The organism is Yersinia bercovieri ATCC 43970 (assembly GCF_013282745.1).
GTDB classification, from domain to species: Bacteria; Pseudomonadota; Gammaproteobacteria; order Enterobacterales; family Enterobacteriaceae; genus Yersinia; species Yersinia bercovieri.
Genome location: NZ_CP054044.1, coordinates 3,316,277 through 3,332,604 on the forward strand (window position 1 = coordinate 3,316,277; position 16,328 = coordinate 3,332,604).

Below are 16,328 nucleotides of genomic sequence, written 5' to 3' on the forward strand. Positions count from 1 at the left end.
GTGACAACTTGTATATGCTACAAAATGGCTTATCAGCACGGGGAATACTGTGAATCCAAAAGTCGGTTGCCTAATGGCAATTTTATTGCTGGCGGGGTGTGCTAAACAAACTCCGCCACCGCAAGCGAATAACGGTTGGCTGAAGAAAGCGCCACCGGGTGGTTTTCTTAACGCACCGAAAAGCAGCGCAGGTTCAAGTACTGTCGCTTATAGCGATGTTATTAAACAAGCTGCCAGCCATTACGGCGTTGATGAAACTTTGATTAAAGCGATTATCCAAGTGGAGTCTGGTTACAATCCTGAGGTGGTGAGCACCTCAAATGCGGTGGGTTTGATGCAGATTAAAGCTTCTACCGCGGGCCGTGATGCGTACCGGATGAAGGGGCGCAATGGTCAACCAAGTTCAGGTGAGTTAAAAGATCCGGTGAAGAATATTGATATTGGCACCGCTTATATCAATATTTTGCAGAACCAACAGTTAGCGGGGATCAGTGATCCGCAAACCTTGCGTTATGCCACTATCGTCTCTTATGCCAATGGCGCGGGTGCCATGCTGCGGACCTTCTCATCAGATAAGCGCCTGGCAGTGAATAAGATTAATAGTCTTAGCCCGAACGAGTTTTATCAGCATATACAAAAGAAGCATCCGGCCGCGCAAGCACCACGTTATTTGTGGAAAGTGGATACCGCTTACCGGGCGATGACAGAATAATATTAAAACGCTAACCGATGTCGTTTATAGGCGCGGTATTTTATTACCGTAGCAATCTCTTGTCGTAACAACATCTGGCAGTATCAACATCGGCTAGCGTTTCTCTCTTCAATCTTACAATTTGTCTATGCCATCGCTGGCTGGTAGGTAGCGATAATATCCAGCACGCCATTGATAATAAATTGTACCCCCATACACACTAGCAAGAATCCCATCAGGCGCGAAATAGCTTCAATGCCACTTTTGCCGACCCAGCGCATAATGGCACCGGAACTGAGCAGTGAACCCCATAGAATGAGTGAGACAGAAAGAAAAATCAGCACCGGTGCGACAGTGACCACCCATGGACTGAACATAGTGTGCCCTTTCATTGAGGCGGCAGAGCTGATGATCATGGCGATAGTCCCCGGCCCTGCAGTACTCGGCATGGCCAGCGGCACAAAGGCAATATTGATAGATTTCCGTTTCTTCAAATCCTGCGATTTGGCTTCTAATTGTGTATCTTCGGCCGATTGTTGTGGAAAAAGCATACGAAAGCCGATAAATGCCACAATCAATCCACCTGCAATTCGCAGACCGGGAATAGAAATACCAAAGGTATTCATGACGACCTGACCGGCGTAGTAAGCAATGGTCATAATAAAGAAGACATAAATTGATGCCATCTTCGACTGCTGATTACGCTCTTCACTGGTCATATTGCCGGATAAACCGAGCAAGAGAGCCACTGTTGTCAATGGGTTTGCCAATGGCAGCAGCAATACCAGGCCTAAGCCAATGGCCTTAAATAGTTCGAAAATACTCTGCATCACTCTTGCTCCGAAAATAGCATCAAACGCGCCCGATGAAAGTAATGCTTATCAGACAATTATGCGCGCATCAGGTAAATAACCCAGCACAGGGTATTATTACTTATCTAGCCACTCTACGCGATAGGTTGTGTAAAAGGCTATACCGGATTGACGGAGTGCAGATAACGCGGCGGTGGATTCAAGTGAGCAGGGTATTACCCAAAGTCATTGGGCTTCAAGTCAGCAGGGTATTTGTGATACAGATCAAATACCCTGCCGCCAACAGTTGGTTCAATGCCACAGATCTAGAATAATTACCTCAGCATCAATTTTGGCAAGGAGTCGGGTTTTGTGCATTTGTGATATTAGCGTTGAAGATGAATATACTCGCCAGCCCTTATCGGCTTCTGCGGCATGGGTGCTCGATACACAAGCGGCCCGTGCTCGTGGTCGTTTGCGGTTTTTAAAGCCTAAACGTGAGGCGCGCCCGCGTTGGCGTTTAGCTCCGTTGAAAGATACCTACGAAATTCGCTTTTACCCACATCGATTGCCTGAATTATGGTTTTTTAGTGCGGAAAGTGCGGCTAGAAAACGGCTCTAATGGCATTCTGTTGGTCTAATTAGTCGTTTTGTTTGGCGCAACTTATCTTAATCGGAGAGTCGGATGGCATTTACTGCTAATGAACGTGATGCGCTGTTGGCGGTGAAAGGGGTTGGGCCGACGGTGGTGACTCGGCTGGAGCAACTCGGCTTCACCTCGCTGAGCCAGCTCAGCCAGGCCGCTATGAGCGAGATTGTCAGTAGCGCGGCAGCGATGATGGGTTCTACCTGCTGGAAAAATAGCCCCCAAGCGCGTTCAGCTATTCAGGCCGCTATAGATATGGCTAAAACGCACTCATCTTCGTGAATACGTTTTAACCGCTATCGTCGCAGATTTATCTTCCCACGATAGGCGTGTGGCCATCTGCTTGCGCCACTTATCCCTTATCCTGTGGCCTGGTTGGATAAGGTTGCAGCAAGTCATCCAGAATTTTCATCCTTTCATCTACCGAAATATAGAGCCAGCGGGTAAACCAAGGCATTTTTGCCAAGCATTGCTTATCTGTTTGGCGGAAGTAGCGTTCGAGCTCTGACAGATCGCCTGCAATCTTTTGCATCATATTTCTCCCTTTGTTGACTACTGAACAAATCATAGACAATAAAATGCGGAAGAAAAACGGATAAAAAATATTTTATTGTTCAGTATTTATATGGGGCGGTCTGATTTTTTATGTGAAAAGCCGTGGGAAGCGCGGAGAGCGGTGGTTTGACGTAAGTGCCGAGGGGTAACGGCCAAATAAAACGCCCCGATTGCGTGAACAATCGGGGCGGCGTTCCAGTAACCATTGCTACACGGAAACGGAAATTGATTATGAGCACATCCTGTAGAAATAGCAATACACCTAGCGCATCTCAAAAGCAATAGATCATAATGTAAATCATTGTTGATGGTGATAAGCATCTTTACACCGTGATATGGCTGCTGTTGCAGGGGTATCCTGAGGTAAATATTGTCGAATTCTGTGCTTGAGATGATAACGGAACACTGTTTCGTGCTTCACAGATGGCACGGCTTTGGAGTAACATTTCACACTAAAGAGTAAGGATATCGGCTATGGCCCCTCTCTATCTCACGCCTGGAGTCACCCTCAGTCAGCGGTTTGTTTTTAGTTATTATCGAATATTCCTAATTCTAAAACAGACATAATTTTTCAGTAAAACGCGTTTTAGCGGTTAGGAGCAGGGAATGATTGGCCCGTTTATTAACAGCGCAGGTATTATTCTGGGCGGTATTGTCGGTGTATTGCTGGCCCGCCATGTCCCAAAACGGTTGCAAGAGGGCTTACCCTCAACTTTTGCTTTGGCTTCTATCTCCATTGGTATTGTGATGGTGGTGAAAGTCCATTTTATGCCAGCAGTCATTTTGGCATTAATTATCGGGACGGCGGTCGGCGAGTTATTATCTCTGGAGCAGGGCGTAAAGTGGGGCGCTAATAAAACACGTGGCTTGCTGGAGCGGGTTATTCCATCACGCAGTACCTTGCCGCCGCAGGAGTTTGCACAGAGTTTCACGGCAATGATTGTGCTGTTTTGTGCCAGTGGGCTGGGGGTGGTCGGCTCTTTGACCGAAGGGATAACCGGTGATTTTCAGTTGCTATTTGTCAAAGCGCTGATGGATTTTTTCACGGCGTTGATATTCTCTATCTCACTCGGCATTGCACTGGTCGCCATTGCTATTCCGCAATTACTGATTCAAATCGCACTGGTTTTATTAGCAAAACTCATCATGCCATATATGGATGATATCGCTTTCGCTGATTTTTCGGCCTGCGGTGGGATTATTATGATTGCCGTCGGGCTGCGCATCGCGCAAATTAAAATATTCGCGGTGGTCAATCTCTTACCTGCTTTGCTGTTTGTCGTGCCGATATCCTATTTATGGCGCTATTTCATGGCTTAAAAACGTGAAAGGTAGATCGGTAAGTCTCTGAAACGGTAGGCTTCTTTGCCCATATTTATCATCGAAGCGACCGTTTCAGCATAATTTGATTATATTTTTAATTGATTATTTTTTATTTAGCCAATTTTACGGCACAAAAATTTGCCTTTTATCACGCCATCAAAAAAACGACCTTTCGAAACCACAGACATAAAATTCTGATGAACGCGTTCAGGGACCCCTAAATATTGATAAATCCCTTGTTCACGGAACTGTATCTCCAGCATGCGATTTTCAGGATCATAACCAATCGACAAAATTCTGGAAGATGTAACAGGTTGTCGCTGCAATAGTTGACCCTCAGTTGTACGGTGTTGATATACGGTGATCGTAGTGCAGTTTAAGTATGATAACTTTGTCGTCGATCATTATCACTGTTTGACTGGCGTATTAATAGATTATTCGCTAGGTATATTGTCATTGCATTAAGTGATGATAAGATGAATCCCCTTTGTGGCATGATCTACGTCACAAACTAAACTGTTTACACAGTTGCGGACCAATATAACAAACGTGGGTTAAATTGATGCTGCAACTTTTTGAAATCAAACAATAATTACGTCTTGCATGTGATCTGTCGTGAGGGTCACCACTGTAGATAAGGAATTAGAATGCCTGTTATTACCCTTCCTGACGGCAGTCAGCGTCATTACGATCACGCCGTTTCTGCACTTGATGTTGCCTTAGATATCGGCCCCGGCTTGGCGAAAGCCTGTATAGCTGGCCGTGTTAATGGCGAACTAGTCGATGCCAGCGACCTGATCGAATCTGATGCTCAACTGGCCATTATCACCACCAAAGATGCTGAAGGGCTGGAGATTCTCCGCCACTCTTGTGCGCACTTATTAGGGCACGCAATCAAGCAACTTTGGCCAGATACCAAAATGGCAATCGGCCCAGTTATCGACAACGGTTTCTATTACGATGTTGATATTGACCGTACCCTGACGCAGGAAGACCTGGATCTGCTGGAGAAGCGGATGCATGAACTTGCCGATAAAGATTATGACGTCATTAAGAAAAAGGTTAGCTGGCAAGAAGCCCGCGACACTTTTGCTGCTCGTGGTGAAGATTATAAAGTGGCGATTCTCGATGAGAATATCAGCCGCGATGATCGCCCTGGTTTATATCACCATGAAGAGTACGTTGATATGTGCCGTGGTCCGCACGTACCGAATATGCGTTTCTGCCATCACTTTAAATTGCAGAAAACTTCCGGTGCTTACTGGCGTGGTGACAGCAAAAATAAGATGCTGCAACGTATTTACGGCACGGCTTGGGGTGATAAGAAGCAACTGAATGCTTATCTGCAACGTCTGGAGGAGGCGGCCAAACGCGACCATCGTAAGATTGGTAAGCAACTAGACCTCTACCACATGCAGGAAGAAGCACCCGGTATGGTGTTTTGGCATAACGACGGCTGGACTATCTTCCGTGAACTGGAAACTTTTGTGCGTATGAAGCTCAAAGAGTACCAGTATCAGGAAGTGAAAGGGCCGTTTATGATGGACCGCGTACTGTGGGAAAAGACCGGGCATTGGGAGAACTATGCTGAGCATATGTTCACCACATCGTCGGAAAACCGCGAGTACTGCATCAAGCCGATGAACTGCCCAGGACACGTGCAGATCTTCAACCAGGGGTTGAAGTCATACCGTGACCTGCCATTGCGTTTGGCCGAGTTTGGTAGCTGCCACCGTAACGAACCATCAGGTGCACTCCATGGCTTAATGCGCGTCCGTGGCTTTACTCAGGACGATGCACATATTTTCTGTACCGAAGAGCAGGTTCGCGACGAAGTGAACAGCTGCATCAAAATGGTGTACGACATGTACAGCACTTTTGGCTTCGAGAAAATTGTGGTCAAGCTCTCTACTCGCCCTGAAAAACGTATTGGTAGCGATGAGCAGTGGACCCGCGCCGAATCCGATTTAGCGGCTGCGCTGACTGAAAACGGGATTCCGTTTGATTATCAGCCGGGGGAAGGGGCGTTCTACGGTCCAAAAATTGAATTTACCTTGCATGATTGTTTGGATCGTGCGTGGCAGTGTGGTACCGTACAGCTCGATTTCTCATTACCGGGCCGCTTAAGTGCGTCTTACATCGGCGAAAATAACGATCGCCAGGTGCCGGTAATGATTCACCGGGCCATTTTGGGATCAATAGAGCGCTTCATCGGTATTTTAACCGAAGAGTATGCGGGCTTCTTCCCAACCTGGTTAGCTCCGGTACAAGTCGTGGTGATGAATATCACCGATAGCCAGTCTGATTATGTCCAACAAGTGACCAAAAAACTGCAAGATGCAGGAATTAGGGCAAAAGCGGACTTGAGAAATGAGAAGATTGGCTTTAAAATTCGTGAACATACGTTGCGTCGAGTTCCATATATGTTGGTCTGTGGCGATAAAGAGGTCGAATCAGGCAAGATTGCCGTTCGTACCCGCCGCGGTAAAGACTTGGGAAGCTTAGATGTCAACGTGGTCGTAGACCAGCTGCTAGCAGAAATTCGCAGCCGTAGTCTTCATCAACTGGAGGAATAAAGTATTAAAGGCGGAAAACGAGTTCAACCGGCGCGTCCTAATCGCATCAACAAAGAGATTCGCGCCACAGAAGTTCGCTTAACAGGCGTCGATGGTGAGCAGATTGGCATTGTCAGTCTGAATGAAGCTCTTGAAAAAGCTGAGGAAGCTGGTGTTGATTTAGTAGAAATCAGTCCGAATGCCGAGCCGCCGGTTTGCCGTATCATGGATTACGGCAAATTCCTCTATGAGAAGAGCAAGTCGACAAAAGAACAGAAGAAGAAGCAAAAAGTCATTCAGGTTAAGGAGATCAAATTCCGGCCTGGTACCGATGATGGCGACTATCAGGTCAAACTACGCAACCTGATTCGCTTTCTGGAAGATGGCGATAAAGCCAAAATCACCCTGCGGTTCCGTGGGCGTGAAATGGCGCACCAGCAGATCGGCATGGAAGTTCTTAACCGTGTCAAAAAAGATCTGACTGAGGATTCTGATTTGGCCGTTGTGGAGTCTTTCCCGACTCGTATCGAAGGCCGTCAGATGATCATGGTGCTCGCACCTAAGAAGAGACAGTAAGGCATTCAAGTAACAGATCTCCCTGCGCTTGCGCAGCAAGAGATCTGTTCGCCTAGCTAGCTCGTTGTAATTAACAATGCGAAGTGGATATATTCAATGCCAAAGATTAAGACAGTACGCGGCGCCGCTAAGCGCTTCAAAAAAACCGGTGCCGGTGGTTTTAAGCGTAAGCATGCCAACCTGCGTCATATTTTGACCAAAAAAGCTACTAAGCGTAAACGTCATTTACGTCCAAAAGGCATGGTATCTAAGAACGATCTAGGTTTGGTCGTAGCATGTCTGCCATACGCATAAGTAATTTTGGTTTGAATTAAGACGATAGGAGAAGTACATGGCTCGCGTAAAACGTGGTGTGGTAGCTCGTGCACGTCACAAAAAGATTTTAAAGCAGGCGAAAGGTTACTACGGTGCCCGTTCGCGCGTTTATCGTGTTGCATTCCAGGCAGTAATCAAGGCAGGCCAATACGCCTACCGTGACCGCCGTCAACGGAAGCGTCAATTTCGCCAACTGTGGATTGCACGTATTAACGCAGCTGCTCGTCAGAATGGCTTGTCTTACAGCCGTTTCATCAATGGTCTGAAAAAGGCTTCTGTTGAAATCGACCGTAAGATCTTGGCTGACATCGCAGTATTCGATAAAGTGGCATTCTCTGCACTGGTCGAAAAAGCGAAAGTAGCTCTGGCGTAAGTCAGAATTGAAGAGGGAGCTTGTCTCCCTCTTTTAATCTTTAGCTTTTTAAGCAATAAGGTCATCGTTATGATGTATACCGTTACTTTTCGCTTCTCTTTTTACTTTAGCGCCTGATTTCAGGAGGCTGGTGCGTAAGAATTGAAACGAAAAATAACGCCAAAGCCTCCCATCGTGGAGGCTTTTTTGTTTGTGCTTCAAGGTATTACCCTGACCTGGGAGCCAGTATTACTCTCTATGAACATGAATTTCTACGACACTAATTTATATAACTTAAATTTAGATCACTATAAGCGGGCCATACCGGCCAGAGGAAGAGGAAACAATGCCACATCTCGCAGAGCTGGTTGCCAAAGCCAAAGCAGCCATAGAAGATGCCCAAGATGTTGCCGCGTTGGATTTGGTACGCGTCGAATATCTAGGCAAGAAAGGCCATTTAACCCTTCAGATGACATCGTTGCGCGAACTGCCAGCGGAAGAGCGCCCAGCAGCAGGCGCTGTGATTAATCAGGCCAAACAGGAAGTACAAGAAGCTCTGAATGTCCGCAAAGAGACACTGGAGTCAGCGGTTATGAATGCCCGATTGGCAGCCGAAACCATTGATGTCTCGTTACCGGGGCGTCGTATGGAAAATGGTGGCTTGCATCCGGTTACCCGAACAATCGATCGTATCGAAACTTTTTTTGGTGAGCTGGGCTTTTCTGTTGAGTCTGGTCCAGAAATTGAAGATGACTATCATAATTTCGATGCATTAAATATTCCCGCGCATCACCCAGCTCGTGCTGATCATGATACTTTCTGGTTTGACGCTACCCGCCTGCTGCGCACGCAGACCTCAGGTGTGCAGATCCGTACCATGCAAGGCCAGCAACCACCGATTCGGATTATCGTGCCAGGCCGTGTTTATCGTAATGATTATGATCAAACACACACACCGATGTTCCATCAGATGGAGGGGTTGATTGTTGACCGCGATATCAGCTTCACCAATTTAAAAGGCACCCTGCACGATTTCTTGCGTAATTTCTTCGAAGAAGACCTGCAAATTCGCTTCCGTCCCTCTTATTTCCCGTTTACCGAACCCTCGGCTGAAGTGGATGTGATGGGCAAGAATGGCAAGTGGCTTGAAGTGTTGGGTTGCGGCATGGTGCACCCAAATGTATTAAGAAACGTTGGTATTGATCCTGAGATCTATTCAGGCTTCGCATTTGGTATGGGGATGGAGCGTTTAACCATGCTGCGTTACGGTGTCACCGATCTGCGTGCCTTCTTCGAAAATGATCTGCGTTTCCTCAAACAGTTTAAGTAAGGCGGGAATATCTCATGAAATTCAGTGAACTTTGGTTGCGCGAATGGGTAAACCCAGCCATTAGCAGTGATGCATTAGCCCATCAAATTACGATGGCTGGCTTAGAGGTTGATGGTGTCGAATCCGTTGCCGGCGAATTTAATGGTGTCGTGGTTGGCCACGTGGTGGAGTGTGGTCAGCATCCCAACGCTGATAAGTTGCGAGTGACCAAAATTGATGTGGGCGGCGATCGCTTGCTGGACATCGTTTGTGGCGCCGCGAATTGCCGGCAGGGCCTGAAAGTGGCGGTTGCGACTGTGGGTGCCGTGCTGCCGGGTGATTTCAAAATTAAAGCCGCCAAACTGCGTGGCGAGCCATCAGAAGGGATGCTGTGCTCTTTCTCTGAGTTGGCAATTTCAGAAGATCACGATGGTATTATCGAACTACCTGCGGATGCGCCAATTGGTGTCGATGTGCGGGAATACCTGAAGCTGGATGATAAAACCATTGAAATCAGTGTCACACCAAACCGTGCCGACTGCTTGGGTATTATCGGTGTTGCACGCGATGTGGCGGTGGTTAACCAACTGCCATTAACTGAACCGGATATGAGTCCGGTTGTAGCTTCTATCAATGACAGCTTCCCGATCCGCGTAGATGCACCGCAAGCTTGCCCGCGCTATTTGGGCCGTGTGGTGAAGGGCATCAATGTCAAAGCCGCGACACCTTTGTGGATGTGTGAGAAGTTGCGTCGTTGCGGTATTCGTTCAATTGACCCGGTGGTTGACGTCACTAACTTCGTTTTGCTGGAGTTAGGTCAGCCCATGCATGCGTTTGATCTGGATCGCATCGATGGCGGGATTGTTGTTCGTCTGGCGGCCGAAGGTGAAGAGCTGACTCTTTTGGACGGCACAAAAGCCAAACTGAATGCTGACACTTTGGTGATTGCCGACCAGCAGAAACCGCTAGCGATGGCGGGCATCTTTGGTGGTGAGCACTCAGGTGTTAATGAAGAGACCCGCAACGTGCTGCTGGAGTCTGCATTCTTCAATCCACTGTCAATTACTGGCCGTGCGCGTCGCCATGGCTTGCATACCGATGCTTCTCATCGTTATGAGCGCGGTGTTGATCCTGCGTTGCAGCACAAAGCGATTGAGCGCGCAACTCGTCTATTGATTGATATCTGTGGCGGTGAAGCTGGCCCCGTTATTGATGTGACGGCAACTGAAGCGTTGCCAAAACGCGCGACTATCACGCTGCGTCGCGAGAAGCTAGACCGCTTAATCGGCCATCAGGTGCCTTCTGCACAGGTGAGTGACATTCTGCGTCGCCTTGGTTGTCAGGTGACTGAGCTTGGCACTGACTGGCTGGCAGTGGCACCAAGCTGGCGTTTCGATATGGAGATCGAAGAGGATTTGGTGGAAGAGGTTGCCCGTATTTACGGCTACAACAATATTCCTGATGTGCCAGTTAAAGCTGATCTGGTGATGACCAAACACCGCGAAGCTGACTTACCGCTGAAGCGGGTAAAAACAGCATTAGTGGATCGCGGTTATCAAGAAGCAATTACTTACAGTTTTGTTGACCCCAAAGTGCAGGCGCTACTGCATCCACAGCAAGAGGCGCTAATCTTACCAAGCCCGATCTCTGTAGATATGTCTGCAATGCGCTTGTCATTGTTGACCGGTCTACTGTCAGCGGTGGTTTATAACCAAAACCGTCAACAATCGCGCCTACGTTTATTTGAAAGCGGTTTACGCTTTGTACCTGATACTAAAGCAGATCTTGGTGTTAGACAGGATGTAATGCTGGCGGGTGTCATTGCAGGGCACCGTTACGAAGAACATTGGGATCTGGTGCGTCAGCCGATCGACTTCTATGATTTGAAGGGCGATCTGGAGGCAATTCTGGAGCTTACCGGCAAATTATCCGATGTTCAGTTCCGTGCTGAATCACATCCTGCACTGCATCCTGGGCAGAGCGCAGCAATTTATTTATCAGGGGAACACATTGGTTTCATTGGTGTAGTTCATCCTGAACTGGAACGTAAGCTGGATCTGAATGGTCGAACTGTGGTGTTCGAAGTGCAGTGGAACAAGCTCGCAGACCGCGCTGTGCCTCAGGCCAGCGAGATTTCTCGCTTCCCGGCAAACCGTCGCGATATCGCTGTTGTGGTGGCTGAAAACGTTCCCGCAGAAGATATTTTGGCAGAGTGTAAGAAAGTTGGCGCAAATCAGGTAGTTGGCGTAAACTTGTTTGATGTGTACCGTGGCAAGGGCGTAGCAGAAGGTTATAAGAGTCTGGCTATTAGTCTGGTGTTGCAGGATACCGCCCGTACACTGGAAGAAGAGGAGATCGCCGCTACCGTTGCAAGATGTGTAGAGGCGTTAAAACAGCGATTCCAAGCATCCTTGAGGGATTGAACCTATGGCGCTTACTAAAGCTGAAATGTCAGAACATCTATTTGAAAAGCTAGGGCTTAGCAAACGAGATGCCAAAGATCTGGTCGAGTTATTCTTTGAGGAAGTACGTCGTGCCCTCGAGAATGGCGAACAGGTCAAACTGTCTGGCTTTGGCAATTTTGATCTGCGAGACAAGAACCAACGTCCGGGCCGTAATCCGAAGACGGGTGAGGACATTCCTATTACGGCGCGCCGTGTGGTGACTTTCCGTCCAGGGCAAAAGCTAAAAAGCCGAGTAGAGGGTGCCACTCCAAAAGAGTGAGTATTTCTCGAAACAAAAGGCCGCGCAAGCGGCCTTTTTCTTGCCCGTAACTTGTTGAAATACATTTATTTTATTTTAATGGTGTCCACATGCTGACTGCAGCTTAAGCTCTTGTTGCTCTTTTGCTATGTTCTAATAGTGAGTGTGTATTGAGCCAGACAAGAAAAAACCCCGCATTGCGGGGTTCTATATACGTGGCTAGATTTCATCACCCAATTTTTGTTAACCGTATTTTCGGGCAAACTCTTCATCTGAATTGCAAAGATAAATAATGAATTCAATGAAAGCGATAATCGCGGGAATGAATGTCCAGCAAAAAATGAGATATAAGAACCCTTGTCCAATCTTACCTAGATAAAATTTGTGCGCGCCAAATCCGCCAAGAAAAAATGCCAGAAGAGCCGCAACCATACGATTTCTCTCGCCCGTAACTTTTTGAGTTGCACCACAACTTGGGCAAGCTCTTGCTGATTCATGTATTTCTTTACCGCACCCACGGCAAAAAACCATGTTTGACATAATGTGTAATCCTTCTAAATTTCAAAGACAATCATAATCAGCGCACTGAATTTGCTGAGAGGTTTCAGCAAGGCACCTCATTGTGTGGACTCACAAGTCGTACTGATTTCATTTTGTTTTTAATATGCTAACTTCAGCTCAGTGGTTTTAACACTTAACTGATTGTAATGATTAATAGGTTAGCAATCCATTAGAAGAGATCCTGAGTCAAACAAAAAAGCCCGCACGCGGCAGGCTGATTGAAAACTGTTGAGTATCAAAAACCTAAATCAAACTGATCATCACCCAGATGCCCCGGCAGAAACAGATCGCGGGGTAGGGTGGCGGTGTTATTACGGCTGGGGTGGGACAGGATTTTATCGACTGATTGCAGCGTGGTGAATGTACAGCTGCAAAGCAGGTTTTGGCACTGGTGGTAATTCTCTTTGGTATTGACGGTTATCATTCTGCTGGTACGGGTGCGGGTGACGGCACCACATTGTGGGCATGACATCATGATAATAACTCCAACCTTCTCTTGCTTGGCTAAAGTATAACCTATTCATTCTCCGAATTCTTTTACTCTGTTTCTTCTCTGGCAGGCACCATTATGAAAGTGGTGGCGGCGCTGTCAATTGCCACTATTACGCTGGGCGGATTGGCGCTGGCGGCGGCGGCATTATTGGGGCCGATGCTGGCCCTGTGGTTGGGGTTCTCGCTACTGGCCGGTAATGGGGGACTGGGTGCATTACTGCCGAAATTCAGCGGGTTATCGGGTGGCATCAGTCGGTTAGTGCCTAACCTGCTGCGTGTCTCTCCGGCGTTGTTGTCGTGGCGTACCAGTGCCAGCGTAGCCGGTTCTGCGCTGGGTGGCTTGCAGTCGAAAATGGCACTACTGGGTTCCAATGCACAGATGGCACTGTCGGCGGCGCAGCCCGGCCTGTTGGCCAGCATGCAACAAAGCGCCAGCGATATGCTGGCCCGCACGCGGGAGATGATCGCGCCGAATGATTTTGACTCGTTATCACTGGCCGGTGATATTCCACAGCTGGCGAGAAAGCCGCTCAATGCGCAGCGCAATAGTGGCCCGATAACCCATGAGGGCGACCGCTACGACATCACCATCAACCTGCAAGGTCAGCAGGCGGCCAACATAGATGAGAATAAGCTGGTCAATATGCTGTATGACAAAATCGCCACTCTACAGCGCCAGAAAGAGTCCCGCCGCCGTTCTACGTTCACAGACAGGGAGCAATAATTATGATGATGGTTTTCGGGTTGTTTGTGTTTGAACTGCGCACCGCACCTTATCAGAATCTGGGGCAGGAGAGCACCTTCCGGCACGTCAATAACAGTCGGGTCGGCAAGTCGCCACGCTATCAATATATTGGCCGCGGTGAAGATAAAATTACCCTCGGCGGGACATTGTACCCGGAAGTGACCGGCGGCGATGTGTCGCTGGCCGCACTGCGCACCATGGCCTACACTGGCAAAGCCTACCCGCTGATAGAAGGCACTGGCGGGATCTACGGCATGTTTGTGATCACCGGCATCAGTGAAACCCGCACCGAGTTTTTTAAGGATGGCAAGGCGAGAAAAATTGAGTTCTCGCTCAGTCTGGAAAAGGTCAGCGAGGATTTGCGCGAAATGCTGGCTGATGTGGATCTGGGGTTTGAGGGCCAATGGAACGGTTTTGTACGCTAAGAGGAAATAGCCTTAAATATCATGAGTTTTAATGCGGTCAAAAAAACGGCAGTTTACACCTGAGCACAATGCCGTATTATCGGATGAGTAACTAAATACAGGGAGATAAAGAAATGGATGCGACGTTACTTTCAAGGATGCGGTCAGGTGGCAGGATTACAAGTTGGTCAGAAACGATGGTGAACCTGGAGGCCCGTAAGCTGATTAATATCGCGAACACGCTGTCCGCTTCCCACCTTAGTGATAGTCTGACCCGGATGAATTTTGTTCAGGAAATAAAGGAAGTTGTTGAGCAACAGTTCGCTGCCGCGCGACGTGCTACATCGGACGAAGAGTGTATGGTCTGCATACAAAGTCTGAGAGCGGAGACGGAAAACCTTCAGGCGCAGGACCGGATGTTGCGGCTGAAAACCGCGAAACTTTACGCCAAAGTGGAGTTCGTCCGGGAAAATAATAAAATTGTCGGGTATGTTATTTCAGCTGTACATATTGTTGTTTCCGGTGCTGCTATTGTCGGCGGCGCTTTAATGATTTCAACAATGACGCCTCTTGGTATGCTGACTGGAGCAATACTTGTAATGGACGGCGTTAATGGTTTATCAAAAGAAATCATCCCTCGCCTGTATGGCGAACAATACCAAACCGAGGGTTTTTTTGCTGATGGAGTCGTGGAGGCTGCTCAATTTATGGGGTTTAAACCAGAATCCGGTCTGGCTTTTTATAACGCAGTTACATTAAGTGCAGGTGTTTACAGCATCTTCGGGCTGGCAAGAAAACCAGAAGCCTGGCGATTATTCAAATGGTTGCCACGGGATTACTACCGAAAGGTAGATACTATGAGTCGGCCAAAACTAACAATGAAAATAGTGGGCTACGGTATTAAAGCAAAAGTAGTTTTCGACTTACTGGCTACAGACAATAATGGCAGTTAATTTATATTTCCTCTCCAATACCGCCATGACTTATAAGAAAGGACTGGCGGTTGGATGAAAGTGACGATCACTACCGCGATCAGAAGAGATAATCCCCCACCTACCACGGTTTGTTTCGATGAAAATAACACGAGGAAGATAAAAACCATCAGACAAGCTGATGTAATCCAAAGAACAACCCTAAATTTATTTGCCAAATCTTGAATGGCTTCCCCAAGGGTTCCACCATAGCTTTCCACGTTATTCTTAATCTTTTGTAGTTCAGCATTTGTAAATCCTGATTTTAAAAGCTTTTCTTCGTTAACGTTCATAATTTTTTAATCTCTTAAAGACATGTAATGATCTGTATAGGGTATACCAAAAAACCAGTCACTAATCGACCATTATCACAGCTTCCTTTCCTTTGTGAGTAATATTTTAATTATAAATAACAGATAGTTATGTCGTTATTGTGGCTTTTACACCATTAACCCTCAATCCCTATTAGTGCAATGAGGTGGCGCACGATATTAAGCCCACTGACTTATCTGGCTAGCGGCCATGTGGGAACGATATAACCTTGATTCACCGCTTCAATCAAAAGCCACTGCGGCAGCTCCGGCAACTCAATCAATGGCCAGTTTTCTACTGTCGGCCATGCGCGATAGGTGGCGCGGGTGGCGGTTAACTCGTCGCGCTGCTGCGTCGTCAGCGGCTTATCATCAATGGAATAATCACTCACCATCATGGGATCAGTATCCACAATAAAATCATCACGGTACTGTCGGGCCTTTGCTGCCAGCTCGTCAGCCGTCAGGGGTGGCGGCGGTGATAGTGGCGGGATATCGACCTACACCGGACGATTATCAGCCACCCCCAGCATTTGGCCGAAGGGTGCAGGTTGTTTCCAATAAAGCGCCTGTTCTTCATCACTCACCACGATAAGACTTTTCGTAATATCATCATGAAAACTACCATCTTGTGCCATATTTTCAGGAATAAATGCCACTAATGTCGGGCTAAATAATGCTTTCATTTTAATATCCTATCGCTATATAAAAAACACTCACGGACTGATCTGTTCGAAGATTTTGCACAAAACCCGTCAAATGAGTCACTGGCCCGACATTGGCGGGGTTAAGAGCTAGATTTGCAAACGATGAGTTTGGTGTGGCCGTCGATGCGGTTGTTAAACTCGCATTAAGTAATTTATTTGGGAAAGGTATTGGTAACGCCCATGTAAACGCCTGTGCTCCAATCACGTAAGGAAGTAAGCTCGGTATTAGCCCAATCTGGATAATCAGCCCACCGGGAACATCCGGAATACGAATATAATCATTTGTGGTAAATACTCTTTTGCTAAAGAGACTCATTAGTG

23 protein-coding genes and 1 other annotated feature are annotated in these 16,328 nt (G+C 47.5%); of the genes, 14 read left to right on the top strand and 9 right to left on the bottom strand.

Annotated elements, in window-relative coordinates; translation table 11 throughout:
* Positions 1 to 49 precede the first annotated feature (49 nt).
* On the top strand, positions 50 to 712 hold the full coding sequence (locus HRK25_RS15010) for a transglycosylase SLT domain-containing protein (RefSeq protein ID WP_005272347.1): 663 nt from the start codon (positions 50 to 52) through the stop codon (positions 710 to 712).
* Positions 713 to 837: 125 nt separating this feature from the next.
* On the opposite strand, the gene HRK25_RS15015 is transcribed toward HRK25_RS15010, so the two are convergent.
* Positions 838 to 1,521 (bottom strand): MarC family NAAT transporter, encoded by a 684-nt coding sequence (locus HRK25_RS15015; protein WP_005272344.1) that lies wholly within the window; start codon positions 1,519 to 1,521, stop codon positions 838 to 840.
* 331 nt (positions 1,522 to 1,852) lie between these two features.
* On the opposite strand from HRK25_RS15015, the gene HRK25_RS15020 reads away from it, so the two are divergent.
* Together HRK25_RS15020 and HRK25_RS15025 are read left to right on the top strand one after the other, a co-directional pair.
* Complete coding sequence (locus tag HRK25_RS15020; RefSeq protein WP_004875248.1) at positions 1,853 to 2,104, top strand: hypothetical protein; 252 nt, start codon at positions 1,853 to 1,855, stop codon at positions 2,102 to 2,104.
* Positions 2,105 to 2,167: 63 nt separating this feature from the next.
* Positions 2,168 to 2,410 carry a hypothetical protein gene (locus HRK25_RS15025; RefSeq protein ID WP_005272329.1) on the top strand — a complete coding sequence of 81 codons (243 nt, stop codon included), beginning with the start codon at positions 2,168 to 2,170 and terminating at the stop codon, positions 2,408 to 2,410.
* 70 nt (positions 2,411 to 2,480) lie between these two features.
* Here the strand turns inward: HRK25_RS15025 and HRK25_RS15030 are convergent, their stop codons facing one another.
* Complete coding sequence (locus tag HRK25_RS15030; protein ID WP_005272326.1) at positions 2,481 to 2,663, bottom strand: hypothetical protein; 183 nt, start codon at positions 2,661 to 2,663, stop codon at positions 2,481 to 2,483.
* Positions 2,664 to 3,289: 626 nt separating this feature from the next.
* On the opposite strand from HRK25_RS15030, the gene HRK25_RS15035 reads away from it, so the two are divergent.
* Complete coding sequence (locus tag HRK25_RS15035) at positions 3,290 to 4,003, top strand: DUF554 domain-containing protein (protein WP_005272323.1); 714 nt, start codon at positions 3,290 to 3,292, stop codon at positions 4,001 to 4,003.
* 116 nt (positions 4,004 to 4,119) lie between these two features.
* Here HRK25_RS15035 and HRK25_RS15040 read toward each other — a convergent pair whose 3' ends face one another.
* The gene (locus tag HRK25_RS15040) at positions 4,120 to 4,332 is read right to left on the bottom strand and encodes a KTSC domain-containing protein (protein ID WP_005161573.1); all 213 of its coding nucleotides are present in this window, start codon (positions 4,330 to 4,332) and stop codon (positions 4,120 to 4,122) included.
* Positions 4,333 to 4,653: 321 nt separating this feature from the next.
* Between HRK25_RS15040 and thrS the strand changes: the two genes are divergently transcribed.
* From thrS to ihfA, 7 genes are all read left to right on the top strand, one after another.
* Positions 4,654 to 6,582, top strand: a complete 1,929-nt coding sequence (thrS, locus tag HRK25_RS15045) for a threonine--tRNA ligase (protein WP_005272322.1) — start codon at positions 4,654 to 4,656, stop codon at positions 6,580 to 6,582.
* 3 nt (positions 6,583 to 6,585) lie between these two features.
* Positions 6,586 to 7,137 carry a translation initiation factor IF-3 gene (gene infC, locus HRK25_RS15050; protein ID WP_011816226.1) on the top strand — a complete coding sequence of 184 codons (552 nt, stop codon included), beginning with the start codon at positions 6,586 to 6,588 and terminating at the stop codon, positions 7,135 to 7,137.
* A gap of 96 nt (positions 7,138 to 7,233) precedes the next feature.
* Complete coding sequence (gene rpmI / locus HRK25_RS15055) at positions 7,234 to 7,431, top strand: 50S ribosomal protein L35 (protein WP_004713020.1); 198 nt, start codon at positions 7,234 to 7,236, stop codon at positions 7,429 to 7,431.
* Between the two features lie 37 nt (positions 7,432 to 7,468).
* The gene (rplT, locus tag HRK25_RS15060; protein ID WP_004706556.1) at positions 7,469 to 7,825 is read left to right on the top strand and encodes a 50S ribosomal protein L20; all 357 of its coding nucleotides are present in this window, start codon (positions 7,469 to 7,471) and stop codon (positions 7,823 to 7,825) included.
* Positions 7,826 to 7,893: 68 nt separating this feature from the next.
* Positions 7,894 to 8,016 (top strand) — a sequence feature (Phe leader region).
* Positions 8,017 to 8,150: 134 nt separating this feature from the next.
* Positions 8,151 to 9,134, top strand: a complete 984-nt coding sequence (pheS, locus tag HRK25_RS15065) for a phenylalanine--tRNA ligase subunit alpha (RefSeq protein ID WP_005272321.1) — start codon at positions 8,151 to 8,153, stop codon at positions 9,132 to 9,134.
* 14 nt (positions 9,135 to 9,148) lie between these two features.
* Positions 9,149 to 11,536 carry a phenylalanine--tRNA ligase subunit beta gene (gene pheT, locus HRK25_RS15070; RefSeq protein ID WP_005272320.1) on the top strand — a complete coding sequence of 796 codons (2,388 nt, stop codon included), beginning with the start codon at positions 9,149 to 9,151 and terminating at the stop codon, positions 11,534 to 11,536.
* 4 nt (positions 11,537 to 11,540) lie between these two features.
* Positions 11,541 to 11,837, top strand: coding sequence for an integration host factor subunit alpha (gene ihfA, locus HRK25_RS15075; protein ID WP_004875238.1), 297 nt, complete (start codon positions 11,541 to 11,543; stop codon positions 11,835 to 11,837).
* Between the two features lie 222 nt (positions 11,838 to 12,059).
* Here the strand turns inward: ihfA and HRK25_RS15080 are convergent, their stop codons facing one another.
* Together HRK25_RS15080 and HRK25_RS15085 are read right to left on the bottom strand one after the other, a co-directional pair.
* Positions 12,060 to 12,356, bottom strand: a complete 297-nt coding sequence (locus tag HRK25_RS15080; RefSeq protein ID WP_032896992.1) for a TM2 domain-containing protein — start codon at positions 12,354 to 12,356, stop codon at positions 12,060 to 12,062.
* A gap of 256 nt (positions 12,357 to 12,612) precedes the next feature.
* A complete protein-coding gene (locus HRK25_RS15085; protein ID WP_032896990.1) occupies positions 12,613 to 12,852 on the bottom strand; it encodes an ogr/Delta-like zinc finger family protein in 240 nt (79 codons plus the stop codon).
* 93 nt (positions 12,853 to 12,945) lie between these two features.
* On the opposite strand from HRK25_RS15085, the gene HRK25_RS15090 reads away from it, so the two are divergent.
* The 3 genes from HRK25_RS15090 (at position 12,946) to HRK25_RS15100 (ending at position 14,971) form a co-directional block, all read left to right on the top strand.
* On the top strand, positions 12,946 to 13,593 hold the full coding sequence (locus HRK25_RS15090) for a hypothetical protein (RefSeq protein ID WP_005272312.1): 648 nt from the start codon (positions 12,946 to 12,948) through the stop codon (positions 13,591 to 13,593).
* 2 nt (positions 13,594 to 13,595) lie between these two features.
* Entirely contained in the window at positions 13,596 to 14,039 is a 444-nt protein-coding gene (locus HRK25_RS15095) for a phage tail protein (protein ID WP_005272309.1), read from the top strand.
* A 113-nt stretch (positions 14,040 to 14,152) separates the two neighbouring features.
* The gene (locus HRK25_RS15100) at positions 14,153 to 14,971 is read left to right on the top strand and encodes a DUF4225 domain-containing protein (protein ID WP_173361772.1); all 819 of its coding nucleotides are present in this window, start codon (positions 14,153 to 14,155) and stop codon (positions 14,969 to 14,971) included.
* On the opposite strand, the gene HRK25_RS15105 is transcribed toward HRK25_RS15100, so the two are convergent.
* The 4 genes from HRK25_RS15105 to HRK25_RS15115 all read right to left on the bottom strand — a co-directional run bounded on the left by HRK25_RS15105 (position 14,968) and on the right by HRK25_RS15115 (position 16,323).
* Positions 14,968 to 15,282, bottom strand: coding sequence for a hypothetical protein (locus tag HRK25_RS15105; RefSeq protein ID WP_032898773.1), 315 nt, complete (start codon positions 15,280 to 15,282; stop codon positions 14,968 to 14,970). The genes HRK25_RS15100 and HRK25_RS15105 overlap by 4 nt on opposite strands.
* Positions 15,283 to 15,494: 212 nt before the next feature.
* Positions 15,495 to 15,698: a phage tail fiber protein gene (locus HRK25_RS20230; protein WP_032898772.1), complete on the bottom strand. Its 204-nt coding sequence runs from the start codon at positions 15,696 to 15,698 to the stop codon at positions 15,495 to 15,497.
* A 102-nt stretch (positions 15,699 to 15,800) separates the two neighbouring features.
* Positions 15,801 to 15,986 carry a hypothetical protein gene (locus HRK25_RS20235; protein ID WP_005278665.1) on the bottom strand — a complete coding sequence of 62 codons (186 nt, stop codon included), beginning with the start codon at positions 15,984 to 15,986 and terminating at the stop codon, positions 15,801 to 15,803.
* A gap of 1 nt (position 15,987) precedes the next feature.
* Positions 15,988 to 16,323 (bottom strand): gp53-like domain-containing protein, encoded by a 336-nt coding sequence (locus HRK25_RS15115; RefSeq protein ID WP_420895949.1) that lies wholly within the window; start codon positions 16,321 to 16,323, stop codon positions 15,988 to 15,990.
* Positions 16,324 to 16,328: the final 5 nt, after the last annotated feature.

Excerpts from the sequence above, each read along its gene's own strand:
- HRK25_RS15100 (WP_173361772.1), top strand. The coding sequence starts at position 14,153 with ATGGATGCGACGTTACTTTCAAGGATGCGGTCAGGTGGCAGGATTACA.
- HRK25_RS15115 (WP_420895949.1), bottom strand. The coding sequence starts at position 16,323 with ATGAGTCTCTTTAGCAAAAGAGTATTTACCACAAATGATTATATTCGT.
- HRK25_RS15025 (WP_005272329.1), top strand. The coding sequence starts at position 2,168 with ATGGCATTTACTGCTAATGAACGTGATGCGCTGTTGGCGGTGAAAGGG.
- HRK25_RS15105 (WP_032898773.1), bottom strand. The coding sequence starts at position 15,282 with ATGAACGTTAACGAAGAAAAGCTTTTAAAATCAGGATTTACAAATGCT.
- HRK25_RS15015 (WP_005272344.1), bottom strand. The coding sequence starts at position 1,521 with ATGCAGAGTATTTTCGAACTATTTAAGGCCATTGGCTTAGGCCTGGTA.
- HRK25_RS20235 (WP_005278665.1), bottom strand. The coding sequence starts at position 15,986 with ATGAAAGCATTATTTAGCCCGACATTAGTGGCATTTATTCCTGAAAAT.
- rpmI (WP_004713020.1), top strand. The coding sequence starts at position 7,234 with ATGCCAAAGATTAAGACAGTACGCGGCGCCGCTAAGCGCTTCAAAAAA.
- HRK25_RS15030 (WP_005272326.1), bottom strand. The coding sequence starts at position 2,663 with ATGATGCAAAAGATTGCAGGCGATCTGTCAGAGCTCGAACGCTACTTC.
- thrS (WP_005272322.1), top strand. The coding sequence starts at position 4,654 with ATGCCTGTTATTACCCTTCCTGACGGCAGTCAGCGTCATTACGATCAC.
- pheS (WP_005272321.1), top strand. The coding sequence starts at position 8,151 with ATGCCACATCTCGCAGAGCTGGTTGCCAAAGCCAAAGCAGCCATAGAA.
- ihfA (WP_004875238.1), top strand. The coding sequence starts at position 11,541 with ATGGCGCTTACTAAAGCTGAAATGTCAGAACATCTATTTGAAAAGCTA.
- HRK25_RS15095 (WP_005272309.1), top strand. The coding sequence starts at position 13,596 with ATGATGATGGTTTTCGGGTTGTTTGTGTTTGAACTGCGCACCGCACCT.
- HRK25_RS20230 (WP_032898772.1), bottom strand. The coding sequence starts at position 15,698 with ATGATGGTGAGTGATTATTCCATTGATGATAAGCCGCTGACGACGCAG.
- HRK25_RS15080 (WP_032896992.1), bottom strand. The coding sequence starts at position 12,356 with ATGTCAAACATGGTTTTTTGCCGTGGGTGCGGTAAAGAAATACATGAA.
- rplT (WP_004706556.1), top strand. The coding sequence starts at position 7,469 with ATGGCTCGCGTAAAACGTGGTGTGGTAGCTCGTGCACGTCACAAAAAG.
- HRK25_RS15090 (WP_005272312.1), top strand. The coding sequence starts at position 12,946 with ATGAAAGTGGTGGCGGCGCTGTCAATTGCCACTATTACGCTGGGCGGA.
- HRK25_RS15085 (WP_032896990.1), bottom strand. The coding sequence starts at position 12,852 with ATGATGTCATGCCCACAATGTGGTGCCGTCACCCGCACCCGTACCAGC.
- HRK25_RS15035 (WP_005272323.1), top strand. The coding sequence starts at position 3,290 with ATGATTGGCCCGTTTATTAACAGCGCAGGTATTATTCTGGGCGGTATT.
- pheT (WP_005272320.1), top strand. The coding sequence starts at position 9,149 with ATGAAATTCAGTGAACTTTGGTTGCGCGAATGGGTAAACCCAGCCATT.